The organism is Bacillus sp. Root920, assembly GCF_001429445.1.
In the GTDB taxonomy this organism is placed as follows: Bacteria; Bacillota; Bacilli; order Bacillales; family Bacillaceae; genus Bacillus; species Bacillus safensis.
The window spans coordinates 1,986,101-2,000,592 of sequence record NZ_LMJV01000001.1 but is presented as its reverse complement, the minus strand read 5'-3'; the positions used below and the strand labels follow the sequence as shown (position 1 = coordinate 2,000,592).

The following is a 14,492-nucleotide window of genomic DNA, read 5'->3' as shown; positions in this document are numbered from 1 at the left end:
TAAAAGAAACCCCCTGCCAGTCGCAGGGGGTTTTCGTTTGCTTATTTATTGTCATCTGGTCCGGGTTCAGGTGTCAGAAGGACATGAGTCACTTCTCCCTGCTCTTCCTCATCTATAATAAATGATCCATTGCTATAGCGGTCATTTGCTCTTAAAGTAGAAATATCAAGTGGAATCGTTGTACCTTTTTCGGTATCTATCTCAAGTGTATCGTGCAGCGCTGCAGCGATCACAGCCACAATACGGTGCGGGTTTTTCTTTAATTCTCTCAGCATAAGAACTCCGCGTTTTGCTCTTGATGTTTTATCAAATTCAGAGAGGTTCATTCGCTTTACAGCCCCTCTTTGTGTCGTGAGCACAAGGACATCGTTTTTCGGATCAATGATCTGGCCAGAGACTACCTCGTCCCCTTCCTTCAAGTTGATTCCTTTGACGCCGGCCGCTCTCGGTCCAACAACACTTACTTCTTCTTCATCAAACCACAAACCGTAACCATTTTTCGTTGCAATAAACAATTCCTGCTGTCCTGTTGTGACATGAACATCGACGAGTTCATCGTCACCTTTTAGGTTCAAGGCAACAAGCGGTTTCGAATAACGCTGCGCTTTATATTGAAGAAGCTCCGTTTTCTTCACCATTCCGCCTTTCGTAAAGAATAAAAGATATGACGTTTCATCAAATTCTTTTATTGGAATGGCTTTTTGGATTGATTCCTCGCGATCAATCGAAATGATATTCGTAATATGCTGCCCCATGTCTTTCCAGCGTATATCTGGCAGCTGGTGAACAGGACAATAAATGTAGCTTCCTTTATTCGTAAACAGCAGAAGAACATCCGTTGTATTCATTTCAAACTGATGAATCAAACGATCAGTATCCTTCATGCCAAAGTCCTTACCGTTAGAAGCAGCATAGGAGCGCTGGCTTGTTCGCTTAATGTAACCATCCTTCGTGACTGTCACATAAACATCCTCTGATGCGATCATCACTTCAAGGTTAATCTTAATTTCTTCGATTTTTTCCTCAATAACGGATCTTCTCTCATCAGCATATGTCTTTTTGAGCTTTTTCAGGCTGTTTGTAATGACCTTCAGCAGCTTTTTCTCGTTCGCTAAAATGTCTTCAAGCTCTGCTATGCGCACATCTAGCTCTCTTGCTTCGTCTCTTAATTGCGTAATATCTGTATTCGTTAAACGATATAACTGGAGTGAAACAATCGCTTCTGATTGTGCTTCTGTAAAGTCATATTTCGCCATCAAGTTGTTCTTTGCATCACGCTTATCATTAGAGGAGCGGATGGTGGCAATGACTTCATCTAAGATGGAAAGTGCCTTAATTAATCCGTCGACAATATGGTGGCGTTCCTTCGCTTTTCGAAGCTCGTACGCTGAGCGGTTCGTCACCACTTCTTTTTGATGGGCAATATATGCATCTAGTACAGTGGTGAGCGTCATTAAGGTCGGTCTTCGATTATGTATCGCTACCATATTAAAGTTATATGGGATTTGCAGATCTGAGTTTTTATATAAGAAATTCAGCACACCATTTGCATCTGCTTCTTTTTTCAGCTCTACTACGATTCGAAGCCCAGTACGGTCTGTTTCATCTCGGACCTCTGAAATGCCTTCTACTTTTCTTTCAATTCGGAACTCGTCCATCTTTTTGACAAGATTGGCTTTATTCACTTCGTAAGGAATTTCTGTGATCACGATTTGCTGGCGTCCGCCGCGGATGGTTTCAATCTCCGCTTTGCCTCGAATCATAATCTTTCCTTTTCCTGTTTCATACGCCTTCTTAATACCGTCTACACCTTGAATGATACCGCCTGTTGGGAAATCTGGCCCTTTGATGACCGTCATTAAATCCTCAACCGTACAATGCGGCTGTTCGATTCGTTTAATAACGCCATCAATGACTTCTCCCAAGTGATGCGGAGGGATATCTGTGGCATAGCCGGCTGAAATCCCTGTTGATCCGTTCACAAGAAGGTTTGGGAACATCGCTGGTAATACAACGGGCTCTTTACTTGTATCATCAAAGTTTGCGACAAATTCGACCGTTTCCTTGTCTAAGTCCTTTAAAAGCTCTGAAGCAATAGCAGACAGCCTTGCTTCCGTATAACGCATGGCAGCAGGCGGATCACCATCGATACTCCCGTTATTCCCGTGCATCTCAATCAGTACATTTCGTACTTTCCACTCCTGACTCATTCTTACCATCGCTTCATAAACAGATGAGTCTCCGTGCGGGTGATAGTTACCAATCACGTTACCGACTGTTTTAGCGGCTTTACGGAAGTTTTTATCCTGCGTATTTCCTTCTGCATACATCGCATATAAAATTCTTCGTTGTACAGGTTTTAGTCCATCACGTGCATCTGGAAGCGCACGGTCTTGGATAATATATTTACTATAGCGGCCAAAGCGGTCGCCGATTACTTCTTCTAATGGTAAATCATGAAATCGTTCTTGTTGTGCCATGTTTAAACCTCCTCAGCTAGCGACAAGTTTTCATTTTCAAGAATGTTGCTTTCCTCATCAAGTCCAAAGGCGACATTCTTTTCAATCCATTTACGGCGTGGTTCTACTTTGTCACCCATTAGAGTTGTGACGCGGCGTTCCACACGTGCAGCATCATCAATTTTGACCCTGACAAGTGTTCTCGATTCTGGATTCATTGTCGTTTCCCATAGCTGGTCGGCATTCATTTCACCTAACCCTTTGTAGCGCTGAATCGTGTACCCTTTTCCAACTTTCTTCAATACGTCATCCATTTCTTCATCAGACCATGCGTACTCAATGATTTCTTTTTTCCCTGAGCCTTTGCTGACTTTATATAAAGGCGGGAGTGCAATAAACACTTTGCCATGCTCAATCAGCGGCTTCATATAGCGGTAGAAGAATGTTAAGAGAAGCACTTGAATATGCGCTCCATCCGTATCCGCATCTGTCATGATCACGATTTTGTCATAATTGATGTCTTCTACATTAAAATCGACACCGACGCCTCCACCAATTGCATGAATAATGGTGTTGATTTCTTCGTTTTTGAAAATATCAGCAAGCTTTGCTTTTTCTGTATTGATGACCTTTCCGCGCAGCGGCAGCACCGCCTGGAATTTACGGTCGCGCCCCTGTTTTGCTGACCCGCCCGCTGAGTCACCCTCTACTAGGTATAGTTCGTTTCTTGCTGGGTTTCTAGATTGGGCAGGTGTTAATTTTCCGCTCAGCGTGGCTTCAGACTTTTTCCGTTTCTTGCCGCTCCTTGCTTCTTCACGGGCTTTTCTAGCAGCCTCTCTTGCCTGCTGCGCTTTAATCGCTTTTTTCACAAGAAGAGTGGCTGTTTCCCGGTTTTCTTCAAGGAAATACGCAAGTTTTTCAGAAATGACAGCATCAACAGCTGAACGTGCCTCACTTGTCCCAAGCTTTCCTTTTGTCTGCCCTTCAAATTGAAGCAGCTCTTCAGGAATTCTGACAGAAATAATAGCAGACAGTCCTTCGCGAATATCAGTGCCTTCTAAATTTTTGTCTTTTTCTTTTAAAAGAGCGACTTTGCGAGCATATTCGTTAAAGGCTCTCGTCATGGCCGTTTTGGCACCAGACTCATGTGTTCCGCCATCTTTTGTTCTGACGTTATTAACGAAGGAAAGGATATTTTCCGAATAGCCATCATTAAATTGAAAAGCAAAATCTACTTCAATGGACTGATGCTCTCCTTCAAATGAGACGACTTCACTCAGAACATCTTTTTCTTCATTTAAATAAGCAACAAAGGCTTCAATGCCTGTCTCATAATAAAACGTTTCTTGTACATCATGCCGTTCATCGATCAGCTCTATTTTTAACCCTTTTAATAAAAAGGCAGATTCTCTTAAACGCTCTGATAATGTATCGAAATTATAGGTCGTAACACTGAACATGGTAGGATCCGGCTTAAAATGAATCAGTGTCCCCGTTTTTTTCGATTTTCCGATTTTTTCGAGTGATGTGACAGGTTTACCGCCGTTTTCAAAGCGCTGATGATAAATAAATCCGTCACGTTCAATTGTGACAGTGAGCCATTCTGACAGCGCGTTCACAACAGATGCCCCAACTCCGTGAAGTCCACCACTTGTTTTATATCCGCCTTGACCAAATTTTCCGCCTGCGTGCAGGACCGTTAAAATGATCTCGGGTGTCGGTTTTCCAAGCTTATGCATACCAGTAGGCATTCCACGCCCTTTATCTTGGACGGAAATGCTGTTATCTTTATGTATTTTGACAATGATATGATCTCCATGGCCAGCGAGCACTTCATCGACAGAGTTGTCTACAATCTCATAGACAAGGTGATGAAGACCGCGCGAATCCGTAGATCCAATATACATCCCTGGACGTTTACGGACCGCTTCAAGCCCCTCTAGCACCTGAATAGAATCATCGTTATAATCTACTTGCTGCTTTTTAACCAAATGCTTAATCCCCTTTCACTAACAAACATAACCGGCTAATCATCAAATGATCTCTCTAGATTTTAATGATGATCATGCTGCTCATTACTGTCCACTTTAATAAGCTGCATCATCATCATGCATGTGTCATTCACCAATACATGCTCTTTTGCACAGCTATGAGAATCATTCTACATTCTGCAATCAGAACTAGAAGTCCATTATAAACAAGACTGTTTCATAAGCCAAATGCAATCATATGATGGTTTTAGCAAAACGGAACAAATGTTCCATATTGATCTTATCGCTCTTTTTCTCGATATGCAAGGCCGCCGATATGTCCCTGTCGCCTTATTTTATCGCTTTCTTTCAGAATCGCAAATATATTTCTGCAACAAAAAAGCAAAAATCCTTGAAAAACCAAGGATTTTTGACGATTTAATGAGTTTTTGTCATCGCATGAGCCACCTTGATACATAAATCCATGATGGCGACCTTGCCATTTTCCTCAATCAGCCTTTTCGCTTCTTCGTGATATATGCCTTGCTGCGCCCAAAAAACAGGTGCGTCTATTTCGAGAAACTCTTCTGCCACCTCTGGTAAAAACTCTGAACGTCTAAAGACATTGACGATATCAACAGGCTCTTTTATATCTTTTAAAGAAGCGACTGCTTTCACACCGAGAGCTTCATCGATCGTTGGGTTCACTGGAATAATCTCATACCCGGCATCCTGCATTGCTTTAGACACCATATAAGACGTCCTGTGCGGCTGATCTGATAAACCAACAACAGCAATTCGTTTACTGCTCTTTAATATACGGCCAATTTCTTCTTTCGTAGGATTGTTCATCAAGACACTCCTTTTCCTCTATTTTAGCGAATTTCTGCTTAAAAACAAAGCTGAATCCATCTGCTTTCGATTTTTTCAAAAAAAGTTCCCCATGTTTTTCACAAGATCATGTTAAAATGTAAGACAAGAGGGAGAATATAAAGGAGTTATGCAGATGTTAATTGCTTTGATGTTTATTTTGGCTTATCTTCTCGGCAGTATTCCATCCGGTCTCATTGTCGGGAAAGCTGCAAAGGGTATCGATATCCGTGAACATGGCAGCGGAAACCTAGGTGCGACGAATGCATTTCGTACACTTGGCGTAAAAGCAGGGTCTATTGTGATTACTGCTGATATCCTAAAAGGGACGCTTGCTTCAGCTTTACCGTTTTTCATGCAGCTGGACATCCATCCCTTATTAGCAGGAGTTGCTGCTGTTATCGGTCACAGCTTTCCTGTCTTTGCAAAATTTAAAGGGGGAAAGGCAGTCGCTACATCAGGCGGTGTGCTGCTATTTTATGCCCCATTCCTATTTATCACGATGATCGCTGCTTTTTTCTTATTTTTATACATTAGTAAATATGTTTCACTATCATCTATGCTGACCGGGATCTATACATTCATTTACAGCATTTTCACCAAAGACCTATTCTTAATCATTGTTGTTGCCGTTCTTGCTGGCTTTGTGATCTACAGACACATCGCCAACCTCAAACGAATTCTCAACAAAACTGAACCGAAAATCAAATGGCTCTAGCCGTTTCATCCATTTAAATATGTGGTAAAAGTAAAGAAAAGCTGTTTTTGCATCCTGCATTTTAAAAACAGCATGACTTCAAAAAGGGGCGATCACATTGAAATTAACGATAAAAGAAGATGCACTCAATTGGTACAAGAATGAATTAGATTTAGAAAAAGGTGATCAAGTTCGCTTTTTTGTGAGATATGGCGGGTGCAGTAATGTACAAAAAGGCTTTTCTCTCGGCGTTGCAAAAGATGAACCTCAAAATGCCGGCGCAACCGCTGAAATAGAAGGTATTACTTTCTTTATTGAGGAAAGTGATATTTGGTACTTTGACAACCATGATCTGCATATTGATTATAACGAGTCCGTGAAAGAACCAGAATTTCATTATGAATAAACAAAAAAGATACCTCATCCCTCGGGTATCTTTTTTGTTTACACTTCAATATACAGCCCATACTCCTGAATGTTCCCTAAAGATCGTTCCTTTTGCAGAATTCTTTTTTGCGGCTCACCAATCAAGTCAAAATGAGGAAACCCTTCGCGGTCATGAATCCATTCTTTTTTTAGTCCATGTCTTTCTCCCCACTCAGCTAACCGCTTTATATCCTGACAGGCTGCTTTTGTGACAGTATTGGCATTTGGAAAACGGTCATCGAGCCAGTAGTGTGTTAAAAAAGCAACTTTTCCTTGCTGGACAGCTGATTTCCAAGCGTTTAAATCACTTCGTTTAATACCAAAAGCCATAAATTAAACCTGCTTCTTCGACTGTTCATATACTTTATGCCAGGCAGGAAAGGCTTTTCTAAATTGAATAGGTCTAAAGGTGTCTTTATCCACACATATATGTGAGGTTGTCCCTGTAATCGCTGTTTGTCCATCAGGTTTTTGAATTTCATAACCATACACCGTTTTGACACCATTATATTCTTCAATCCATGTATGAACGGTTGCTGTTTCACCATACAGCAATGGTTTTTTATATTGAACCTGCAAGTCTATAACAGGTGCAAGAGCACCGTCTGCTTCTAGCTGCGCATAGGAAAACCCTAATTCTTTAATCAATGCTGTTCTGCCGACTTCCATCCAAATTAAATAATTGGCATGATACACGATGCCCATTTGATCGGTTTCTGCATAACGGACTTCTATTTCTTTTTTGGATACATACACGTTTTCATCGCTCTCCTATCAAAACCTAAGGTCTGTCTCTGCCATTTTACCACATTCCAAATGGTTCTTCTAAAAAGAGGCAATAAAATAAACCAGGAATCCCTGGTTTATTCGGTATAGCCATTCTTTCTTGCCGCTTCTTCGTCCTTGATCTCAGAACGCATCGCGTCAATACTCATTTTGCGGTTTTCGTTTTTTTGTTTGATCATTTGCTTTTCTGTCTCTGTCGAAACGGACATTGCTGCTTCAGATTCATCGATATTGTCAAGTGTGTTCTCGATCATATCTTGCAGCTTTTCAACATTATCAGAACGATCATCTGGATTGGATTGATAGGACTTGTCATTCATCATGATTCCCTCCTTATTCGCCCTTCGTTTGTATCACATCAGGCTGTTCATTTGATTTATTATGCATCTTTTTACCTTTATTCCGTTTGTATGCTACAGGTTTTGTCCCTAAATGGTCTGGTGTAAACTGCGCTTGTTTATCATGCTCTCTACCCATTATTCATCCCTCCCTCTTCTTTAGGATGAACGAAAACGGATAATTCATAACTTATTTCTGTCTAAATCGCTCTTCCAACTTTTCTTCAAGCTGGTTTAAAAATTCCTCATTGCTTAATAATTCTTTTTTATTTTCAAGCACAAGCTCTTCAAATGTGCGTCGTTTTCTTCTTCTCATTCCACTCACCTCCATATATATATGATTACATTTTCGCCAAAACATTTAGAAAATAAGCAAAAGAGCTGAATCATTATAGATCCAGCTCTTTTTCAATTTCTTTTTTTGTCAGCATTTGATGCTTCACAGACATGATGCGTCCTTTTTCATCTAATATGTATGTCGTTGGGTATGAAAGCACCTGATATCTTGCTTGAATGCCTTTTTGGTCCAATAAAACAGGAAAGCTCACCTTTAATTCTTTTGTGAATGCTGCCACATGTTCCACACTCTTTTCAGTGGTCGTTAAATTCACTGCTAGTACTTCAACTTGGTCATTTTCGCTCCTAATCGCGTCTAAATCCGGCATTTCCGTCCTGCACGGCTTACACCATGTCGCCCAGAAATTGACGAGCACCTTTTTCCCTCGGTAATCAGATAACGAGGCGGTTTTGCCGTCAAGGGTTTTCAGTTCAAAATCAGGGGCTTGATCGCCTTTTTCAAGACCGATTGCGGGCTCTTTTGGCCCAAATAAATTCCACGCAAGTAAACCAATCAACACAAGTAAAACAGCGCTTGCCATTCCTTTTTTCCACATGATTGATCCTCCACTATTTTAAAAAAGAAGAGAAAGCTGTTGGATCGCCTTCTCTTCTTTGCTGTATTAGTTGCTTGCCAATTTTTCGCGAAGTACCATTTGAAGGATACCGCCATGACGATAGTAGTCAATTTCGACTTCACTGTCAAAGCGAACCACCACTTCAAACGTTTTCTCGTTTCCATCTGTGTCAATTGCTTTCACAGTGACGAGATCACGTGGACGAACTGTTTCGTCAACATGAACTTCAAATGTTTCTGTTCCTGTTAGACCATGAGTTTCTGCACTTTCTCCATCTTTAAACTGCAAAGGAAGTACGCCCATGAAGACTAGGTTACTTCTGTGGATACGCTCAAAGCTTTCAGCTAGAACAAATTTAATTCCAAGAAGGTTTGTTCCTTTAGCAGCCCAGTCACGTGAAGAACCCATTCCGTAGTCTTTACCTGCTAAGATCGCAAGACCTGTTCCATCCTCTTTATAACGCATGCATGCATCATAAATCGATGTCACTTCACCAGTTGGCCAGTAAGTTGTATAACCGCCTTCTGTTCCTGGTGCAATTTGGTTTTTAATACGGATGTTTGCAAAAGTACCTCTCATCATGACATGGTGGTTACCGCGGCGAGATCCATATGAGTTAAAGTCTCTAGGCGATACGCCTCTTTCTTGCAAGTATTTGCCCGCCGGTGTGTCCTTACCAATCGCTCCAGCAGGAGAAATATGGTCAGTTGTGACAGAGTCACCGAACTTCGCAACTACGCGTAAGCCTTTAAGCGGTTCAACTTTGCCAGGTTCAACTGATAGGTTTTCAAAGAATGGCGGGTTATCAATGTATGTGGAATTTTCATCCCATTTATACAATGCATCATCCGTCGTTTTAATTTCATTCCAGCGTTCGTTGTTGTCAAAAACAGTTTCATACTCTGAACGGAATAGCTCAGGTGTGACAGTGCTTTTAACGACGCTGTTGATTTCATCCATTGATGGCCAAATGTCATTGAAATAAACGTTCTCGCCATTTTTATCGACACCAATAGGATCTTTTGTTAAATCAATATTCACCGTACCAGCAAGTGCATAAGCCACTACTAATGGTGGAGATGCAAGGTAGTTCCCTTTCACAAGCGGATGAATACGACCTTCAAAGTTACGGTTACCTGATAAAACAGAAGTGATCAGCAGATCATTTTCAGAGACTGCATCTTCAATTTCTTTCTCAAGCGGTCCGGAGTTTCCGATACATGTTGTACACCCATATCCAACAATGTTAAATCCGAGGTCTTTTAAATATGGAAGAAGTCCCGAATTCACAAGGTACCCTGTTACAACTTTAGAACCCGGCGCTAGTGACGTTTTCACGTAGTTTGGCACTTTCATACCGAGCTCACTTGCTTTCTTCGCAACAAGACCTGCTCCGATTAACACGTATGGGTTCGATGTATTCGTACAGCTCGTAATCGCTGCAATCGCAATCGCCCCTGTCTTCATCACAGCTTTTTCACCGTTTGCGAGATCAAATTCGATTTGTTTATCGAGCTCTGATTTATCTAAGCCAAACCCTTGGTTACCAGCTGGGCTTTCGATGTGTTTATGGAACGTCTCTTTCATTTGAGAAAGTGGAATCAAATCTTGTGGACGTTTAGGACCAGATAAGTTTGACTCAATTTTAGAAAGATCAATTTCCACAACATCAGTAAAAATTGGTTCTTCTGCATCTGGCGTATAGAATAAGCCATTTGCACGAGAATATTCCTCAACGATATTAATTTGCTCTTCATCACGTCCAGTAAGGCGAAGGTAAGCAAGCGCTTCTTCATCTACTGGGAAGAATCCGCAAGTAGCACCGTATTCTGGCGCCATGTTCGCAATTGTTGCACGATCTGCTAACGGCAATTGTGCAACACCAGGCCCGAAGAACTCAACGAACTTGTTCACTACGCCTTTTTCACGAAGGACTTGTGTGACTTTTAATGCTAGGTCAGTTGCAGTTGTTCCGTTTGGAAGCTCTCCAACTAATTTAGCACCAATCACTTCCGGTACTGGGAAGTATGAAGGCTGACCAAGCATACCAGCTTCCGCTTCGATACCGCCAACGCCCCATCCAAGTACACCGATACCGTTAATCATCGTTGTATGAGAGTCAGTTCCAACTAATGTATCTGGGTAAGTGATGATCTCGCCATCTTCTTCAATCGCATGAACAACACTTGCAAGATACTCTAAGTTCACTTGGTGAACAATTCCTGTTGCAGGCGGGACAGCTTGATAGTTATTAAACGCTTTCTTTGCCCAGCTAAGGAAGTTATAACGCTCTGCGTTACGTTCGAATTCTAAATCCATGTTAATGTTTAATGCATCTTCAGTTCCAGCTTTATCAACTTGTACTGAGTGGTCAATTACAAGGTCAACTGGAATTTCAGGGTTGATTTTATCCGGGTCCCCGCCTACATCTGCCATTGCTTTTCTTAAAGAAGCAAGGTCAACGACTGCTGGTACACCCGTGAAGTCTTGTAAAATAACACGAGAAGGTTTAAACGGAACATCAATTTCTTTTACCTCGGCAGTTCCCCATTTTGCCAAGTTTTCAACGTGTTCCTTCTTGATCACTCTACCGTCTACTTGGCGAAGCACTGATTCTAAAAGTACCTTAATGGAATAAGGCAGCTTAGAAACATTTCCGATTCCTTGTTTCTCTAGTGCTTCTAACGAATAATAGTGATACGTTTTCCCATTTGTCGAAAACGTTTTTCTAGATTGAAAAGCGTCTTGTTTAGCGACTTGCTGCTGTTTCGACATGTCCAAAATCCCCCTTTTGATGATCAAGATCAATTTCAATTCTCAGAAAAATCGTCGTATTTCACCACAATTTTCTCACAATTTCATCTTAAAACAAATTCATACATAAGTAAATAACAATGCTTTTATTAAATTCAATAAGTTTAACTTATCATTAGGAAATGATTACTCTTCATAAACGAAGCGGGGTGGGCTCATACTACAAATGAGGTGATAGAACATGACAAAACGCAAAGCTAATCATGTCATTAATGGCATGAACGCAGCCAAAAGCCAGGGTAATGGCGCAGGCTATACGGAAGATGATCAGCTCGTTTTAACAGAAGAACAAAGGCAAAACAATAAAAAACGTAAAAAGAATCAATAAGAAGGAGCCAAACCTCATGACGAATAAAAACACAGGGAAAGACATCCGTCAAAACTCTCCTAAGGAGCATCAAGGCGGTCAGCCTGAGCCGTTATCAGGCAGTAAAAAAGTGAAAAACCGCAACCATACAAGACAAAAGCACAATTCTCATCATGATATGTAATTATCCCCCTCTCATCCCGTGACCACACGGGATGTTTTAGGTCTTTCACACATTTCCATTTTCATCATATGATTTATTATGAGATGTGATGGAGGAGTGTTTATGGAGAATGAAAAGCAATCGAATTCCTCTGATTTTATTGAAATAGATGATTGGCTCAATGTTTTAATGGATGATCCATTTGCCTGGTATGATGAACACCTCCCAATTGATCTTTATGAAACAAGCCGTGATTATATTATCGAAATTTATGTCTCCACCTTATTGATCACTGATGTAAAGCTGACCTTCGCTGGACATGAGCTGACGTTAACTTACACAGTACAACATCCAAATGGTGAAGGCGAACAGCCAATTGAAAAAAGCGTGATGCTCCCTTTTTATTTAAACGACAAAGACATTGAAACAGATTATGAAAACCGAATCATATCGATAAAAATTAAAAAATGTTCCGACCATCCAAACGGTGCATTTTCCTTTCAAATCTCGCACTTCAAACATTAAGAGCCCACCTTTATATAGGTGGGCTCTCTTCCCGTTCGTTTCAAGTCAATACCTTTTGCGAACCACCATGGCCAAATAGTAGAGTCGCTATATGATAATGTATTCTTTTTCTATTAATTGGTTTGGGTCATTCTAGTAAATGGGCGGCTATCAATGAAAAAAGCCGTTTATAGAGATCATAGACATACATTTTTGTTATTTTCTTCTATCCTCTCTTCATGTAATATAAAATAGAGAGATAAGGGGTATAAGGAGTGAGAACATGTTAAGCGGCTGGTTTTTGTGGTTCATTTTATTTTGGGGTACAGTGATGATCGGATTACTCGCAATCGGTGGCTTTTTTATGTTTCGCAAATTTTTAAAACGATTGCCAAAGGAAGATGGGAAATCAGAGCTTGATTGGCAGGATGAATATATTCAAAAGAGCCTTCACCTATGGCGGGATGAGGACAAACAGCTGTTAAATGAACTCGTATTACCTGTTCCAGAGCTGTTTAGAGATGTTGCCAAAGAGAAAATTGCGGGTAAAATTGGTGAGCTGGCATTAAAAGAACAGGCTGCTAGCATTAATTTAGACTTAATCATTCGCGGCTACATTATGGCTACACCAAAGCGGGATCATAAGTTTTTACTGAAGCGCCTTCAAGAAAAAAACATTGATCACTCGCCATATGAATCGTTATTAAAATAACCTCCTTTTTAAAGGAGGTTTCAGCATGTAGACAAACCCTCGCATTCGGTCAGTTCTGCGCGCCGATGCTCACGAATGTCAAATTCGCTCCGCAAAGGTAGTTGTCCTTTCGAGACTGCAAAGGTTTTCTATCACGCTGAATAGAAGACAAAGGGCTAAAATAAAAGATCATTTTAGCCCTTTGTCAATAATATGTAACCTCCTTTTTAAAAAGGAGGTTTAATTCATTTGAATCTGCTGCGGATCTAATTGTTTAGACAGCTTTCTAAACGATAAATACATGGCAACCCGCCAAGGCACGATCATGCCAAAGGCAAGAATCCAAAACATCCCGCTTAATGAACCATAATCAATAGAAGAACTCAAGATGGTCTTCATCCCAATACGAAGGACAAGAAGTCCAATGAGAATGAACACAAAAGCTTTCGACCGTTTTAAGTAGATGTCATTACCTCTAATTTCAAACTTCGATGTTTTGATTAAAAATATGGAAAAAAACATCCCCACTGTGATCGCTTCTAGAAATTCAGCTCCAGTTACCCGAAACATCGGAACAAAAAACATCAGTGCACCAGTGCTCATGAAAATAGGAGGTAAAATAATTTTTTTCGCAGTTGCAGGTTTTGCAGATGATTTAATGCGAATAAACATGACGGCCACCGCCATACATACCGCAATTATAGAAGAGATCAAGATCATCATATCAAATCATTCCTTTATTCTTTAAGGTCAGCCTATGTATAATATACTCCAATTGACGAAAAAAAACCATTCGCCGCGACTGTAGAAAACGATTTCAAAAGCCTGTAAAGCCGCCAAACAATGATGAGAACATGATGATAATCCATGTCAGAAGATCAAAGAACAGCAAAATCCCTACCACAATCATAATGATTCCGCCAATTCGCATGATGAGCTGCTGACGTTTTCTGATCCACGCCATTTTCGTAATGAAAAAGGAGAGAATAAAAAACGGGACGGCAAATCCGAATACATAGGCAATCATATACATAACCGCCGACTCAGGATTGTTACTCGCCAGTGTGATGACAGCAGATAAAATAGGTCCTGTACAAGGTGTCCATCCAGCGGCAAAGCCCATTCCGATGAGAATAGATCCAAAAAAACCAGCAGGACGATTTTTGAACTGGATTCTCTTTTCGCCCATGAGAAAAGAGGGCTTGAATACACCAAGCGTCATAAAACCAAAGAAAATAATGAGGATGGCTCCAATTTGACGAATCGCTTGATGATAATCATTAAAAAACTTCCCGACAAACGATGTCCCAAAGCCAATCGCAATAAATATAATAGAGAACCCAACTAAAAAGAATAAAGTATGAAGCAGACTTCTTCTTCTCAGCATCACCTTCTCCGATTTCACTTCATTTATACTAACGCCCGTAATATACGATAAAAACGCTGGATAAAGCGGCAGACAGCACGGTGAAATAAAAGAAAGAAATCCTGCTCCAAATGCTAAAAAGTAATTCAAATCTGTCAAAAGAACACCCCCCTTCTTACAATATACA

At 40.7% G+C, this 14,492-nt stretch carries 19 protein-coding genes; 6 read left to right on the top strand and 13 right to left on the bottom strand.

Going from position 1 to position 14,492, the window contains the following annotated elements; all coding sequences use genetic code 11:
- Positions 1–41: 41 nt before the first annotated feature.
- The 4 genes from parC to ASE42_RS19350 form a co-directional block, all read right to left on the bottom strand.
- Positions 42–2,480, bottom strand: a complete 2,439-nt coding sequence (gene parC, locus ASE42_RS09800; RefSeq protein WP_056766602.1) for a DNA topoisomerase IV subunit A — start codon at positions 2,478–2,480, stop codon at positions 42–44.
- Positions 2,481–2,482: 2 nt separating this feature from the next.
- Entirely contained in the window at positions 2,483–4,450 is a 1,968-nt protein-coding gene (gene parE, locus ASE42_RS09795; RefSeq protein ID WP_024425148.1) for a DNA topoisomerase IV subunit B, read from the bottom strand.
- Between the two features lie 417 nt (positions 4,451–4,867).
- A complete protein-coding gene (locus ASE42_RS09790) occupies positions 4,868–5,281 on the bottom strand; it encodes a CoA-binding protein (protein ID WP_034283453.1) in 414 nt (137 codons plus the stop codon).
- Positions 5,232–5,360 (bottom strand): hypothetical protein, encoded by a 129-nt coding sequence (locus ASE42_RS19350; protein WP_257995200.1) that lies wholly within the window; start codon positions 5,358–5,360, stop codon positions 5,232–5,234. Before ASE42_RS19350 ends, ASE42_RS09790 begins: the two co-directional genes overlap by 50 nt.
- Positions 5,361–5,435: 75 nt before the next feature.
- Between ASE42_RS19350 and plsY the strand changes: the two genes are divergently transcribed.
- Positions 5,436–6,017 (top strand): glycerol-3-phosphate 1-O-acyltransferase PlsY, encoded by a 582-nt coding sequence (plsY, locus tag ASE42_RS09785; protein WP_024425146.1) that lies wholly within the window; start codon positions 5,436–5,438, stop codon positions 6,015–6,017.
- A 97-nt stretch (positions 6,018–6,114) separates the two neighbouring features.
- A complete protein-coding gene (locus ASE42_RS09780) occupies positions 6,115–6,402 on the top strand; it encodes a HesB/YadR/YfhF family protein (RefSeq protein WP_056766600.1) in 288 nt (95 codons plus the stop codon).
- A gap of 38 nt (positions 6,403–6,440) precedes the next feature.
- Here the strand turns inward: ASE42_RS09780 and ASE42_RS09775 are convergent, their stop codons facing one another.
- From ASE42_RS09775 to acnA, 7 genes are all read right to left on the bottom strand, one after another.
- Positions 6,441–6,752 carry a hypothetical protein gene (locus ASE42_RS09775; protein WP_056766598.1) on the bottom strand — a complete coding sequence of 104 codons (312 nt, stop codon included), beginning with the start codon at positions 6,750–6,752 and terminating at the stop codon, positions 6,441–6,443.
- Positions 6,753–6,755: 3 nt separating this feature from the next.
- Positions 6,756–7,178 carry an acyl-CoA thioesterase gene (locus tag ASE42_RS09770; protein ID WP_024425143.1) on the bottom strand — a complete coding sequence of 141 codons (423 nt, stop codon included), beginning with the start codon at positions 7,176–7,178 and terminating at the stop codon, positions 6,756–6,758.
- Between the two features lie 107 nt (positions 7,179–7,285).
- A complete protein-coding gene (tlp, locus tag ASE42_RS09765; RefSeq protein WP_024425142.1) occupies positions 7,286–7,528 on the bottom strand; it encodes a small acid-soluble spore protein Tlp in 243 nt (80 codons plus the stop codon).
- Between the two features lie 13 nt (positions 7,529–7,541).
- Positions 7,542–7,685, bottom strand: coding sequence for an acid-soluble spore protein N (locus tag ASE42_RS09760; protein ID WP_008357830.1), 144 nt, complete (start codon positions 7,683–7,685; stop codon positions 7,542–7,544).
- 51 nt (positions 7,686–7,736) lie between these two features.
- Positions 7,737–7,862: an FbpB family small basic protein gene (locus ASE42_RS18605; RefSeq protein ID WP_003211002.1), complete on the bottom strand. Its 126-nt coding sequence runs from the start codon at positions 7,860–7,862 to the stop codon at positions 7,737–7,739.
- Positions 7,863–7,935: 73 nt separating this feature from the next.
- Entirely contained in the window at positions 7,936–8,439 is a 504-nt protein-coding gene (locus ASE42_RS09755; protein WP_041109234.1) for a TlpA family protein disulfide reductase, read from the bottom strand.
- 66 nt (positions 8,440–8,505) lie between these two features.
- Entirely contained in the window at positions 8,506–11,235 is a 2,730-nt protein-coding gene (gene acnA, locus ASE42_RS09750; RefSeq protein ID WP_041109232.1) for an aconitate hydratase AcnA, read from the bottom strand.
- 220 nt (positions 11,236–11,455) lie between these two features.
- On the opposite strand from acnA, the gene sspO reads away from it, so the two are divergent.
- The 4 genes from sspO to ASE42_RS09730 all read left to right on the top strand — a co-directional run bounded on the left by sspO (position 11,456) and on the right by ASE42_RS09730 (position 12,960).
- Positions 11,456–11,602 (top strand): small acid-soluble spore protein O, encoded by a 147-nt coding sequence (sspO, locus tag ASE42_RS09745; RefSeq protein ID WP_034283440.1) that lies wholly within the window; start codon positions 11,456–11,458, stop codon positions 11,600–11,602.
- Positions 11,603–11,618: 16 nt separating this feature from the next.
- A complete protein-coding gene (locus tag ASE42_RS09740) occupies positions 11,619–11,765 on the top strand; it encodes a small acid-soluble spore protein P (RefSeq protein ID WP_003211331.1) in 147 nt (48 codons plus the stop codon).
- 102 nt (positions 11,766–11,867) lie between these two features.
- Positions 11,868–12,269 carry an Hsp20/alpha crystallin family protein gene (locus tag ASE42_RS09735; protein ID WP_056766595.1) on the top strand — a complete coding sequence of 134 codons (402 nt, stop codon included), beginning with the start codon at positions 11,868–11,870 and terminating at the stop codon, positions 12,267–12,269.
- Positions 12,270–12,531: 262 nt separating this feature from the next.
- Entirely contained in the window at positions 12,532–12,960 is a 429-nt protein-coding gene (locus ASE42_RS09730; protein WP_024427086.1) for a DUF2621 domain-containing protein, read from the top strand.
- A gap of 219 nt (positions 12,961–13,179) precedes the next feature.
- On the opposite strand, the gene ASE42_RS09725 is transcribed toward ASE42_RS09730, so the two are convergent.
- Positions 13,180–13,662: a CcdC family protein gene (locus ASE42_RS09725; protein ID WP_024425136.1), complete on the bottom strand. Its 483-nt coding sequence runs from the start codon at positions 13,660–13,662 to the stop codon at positions 13,180–13,182.
- Between the two features lie 94 nt (positions 13,663–13,756).
- Positions 13,757–14,464 (bottom strand): cytochrome c biogenesis CcdA family protein, encoded by a 708-nt coding sequence (locus ASE42_RS09720; RefSeq protein ID WP_056766594.1) that lies wholly within the window; start codon positions 14,462–14,464, stop codon positions 13,757–13,759.
- Positions 14,465–14,492: the final 28 nt, after the last annotated feature.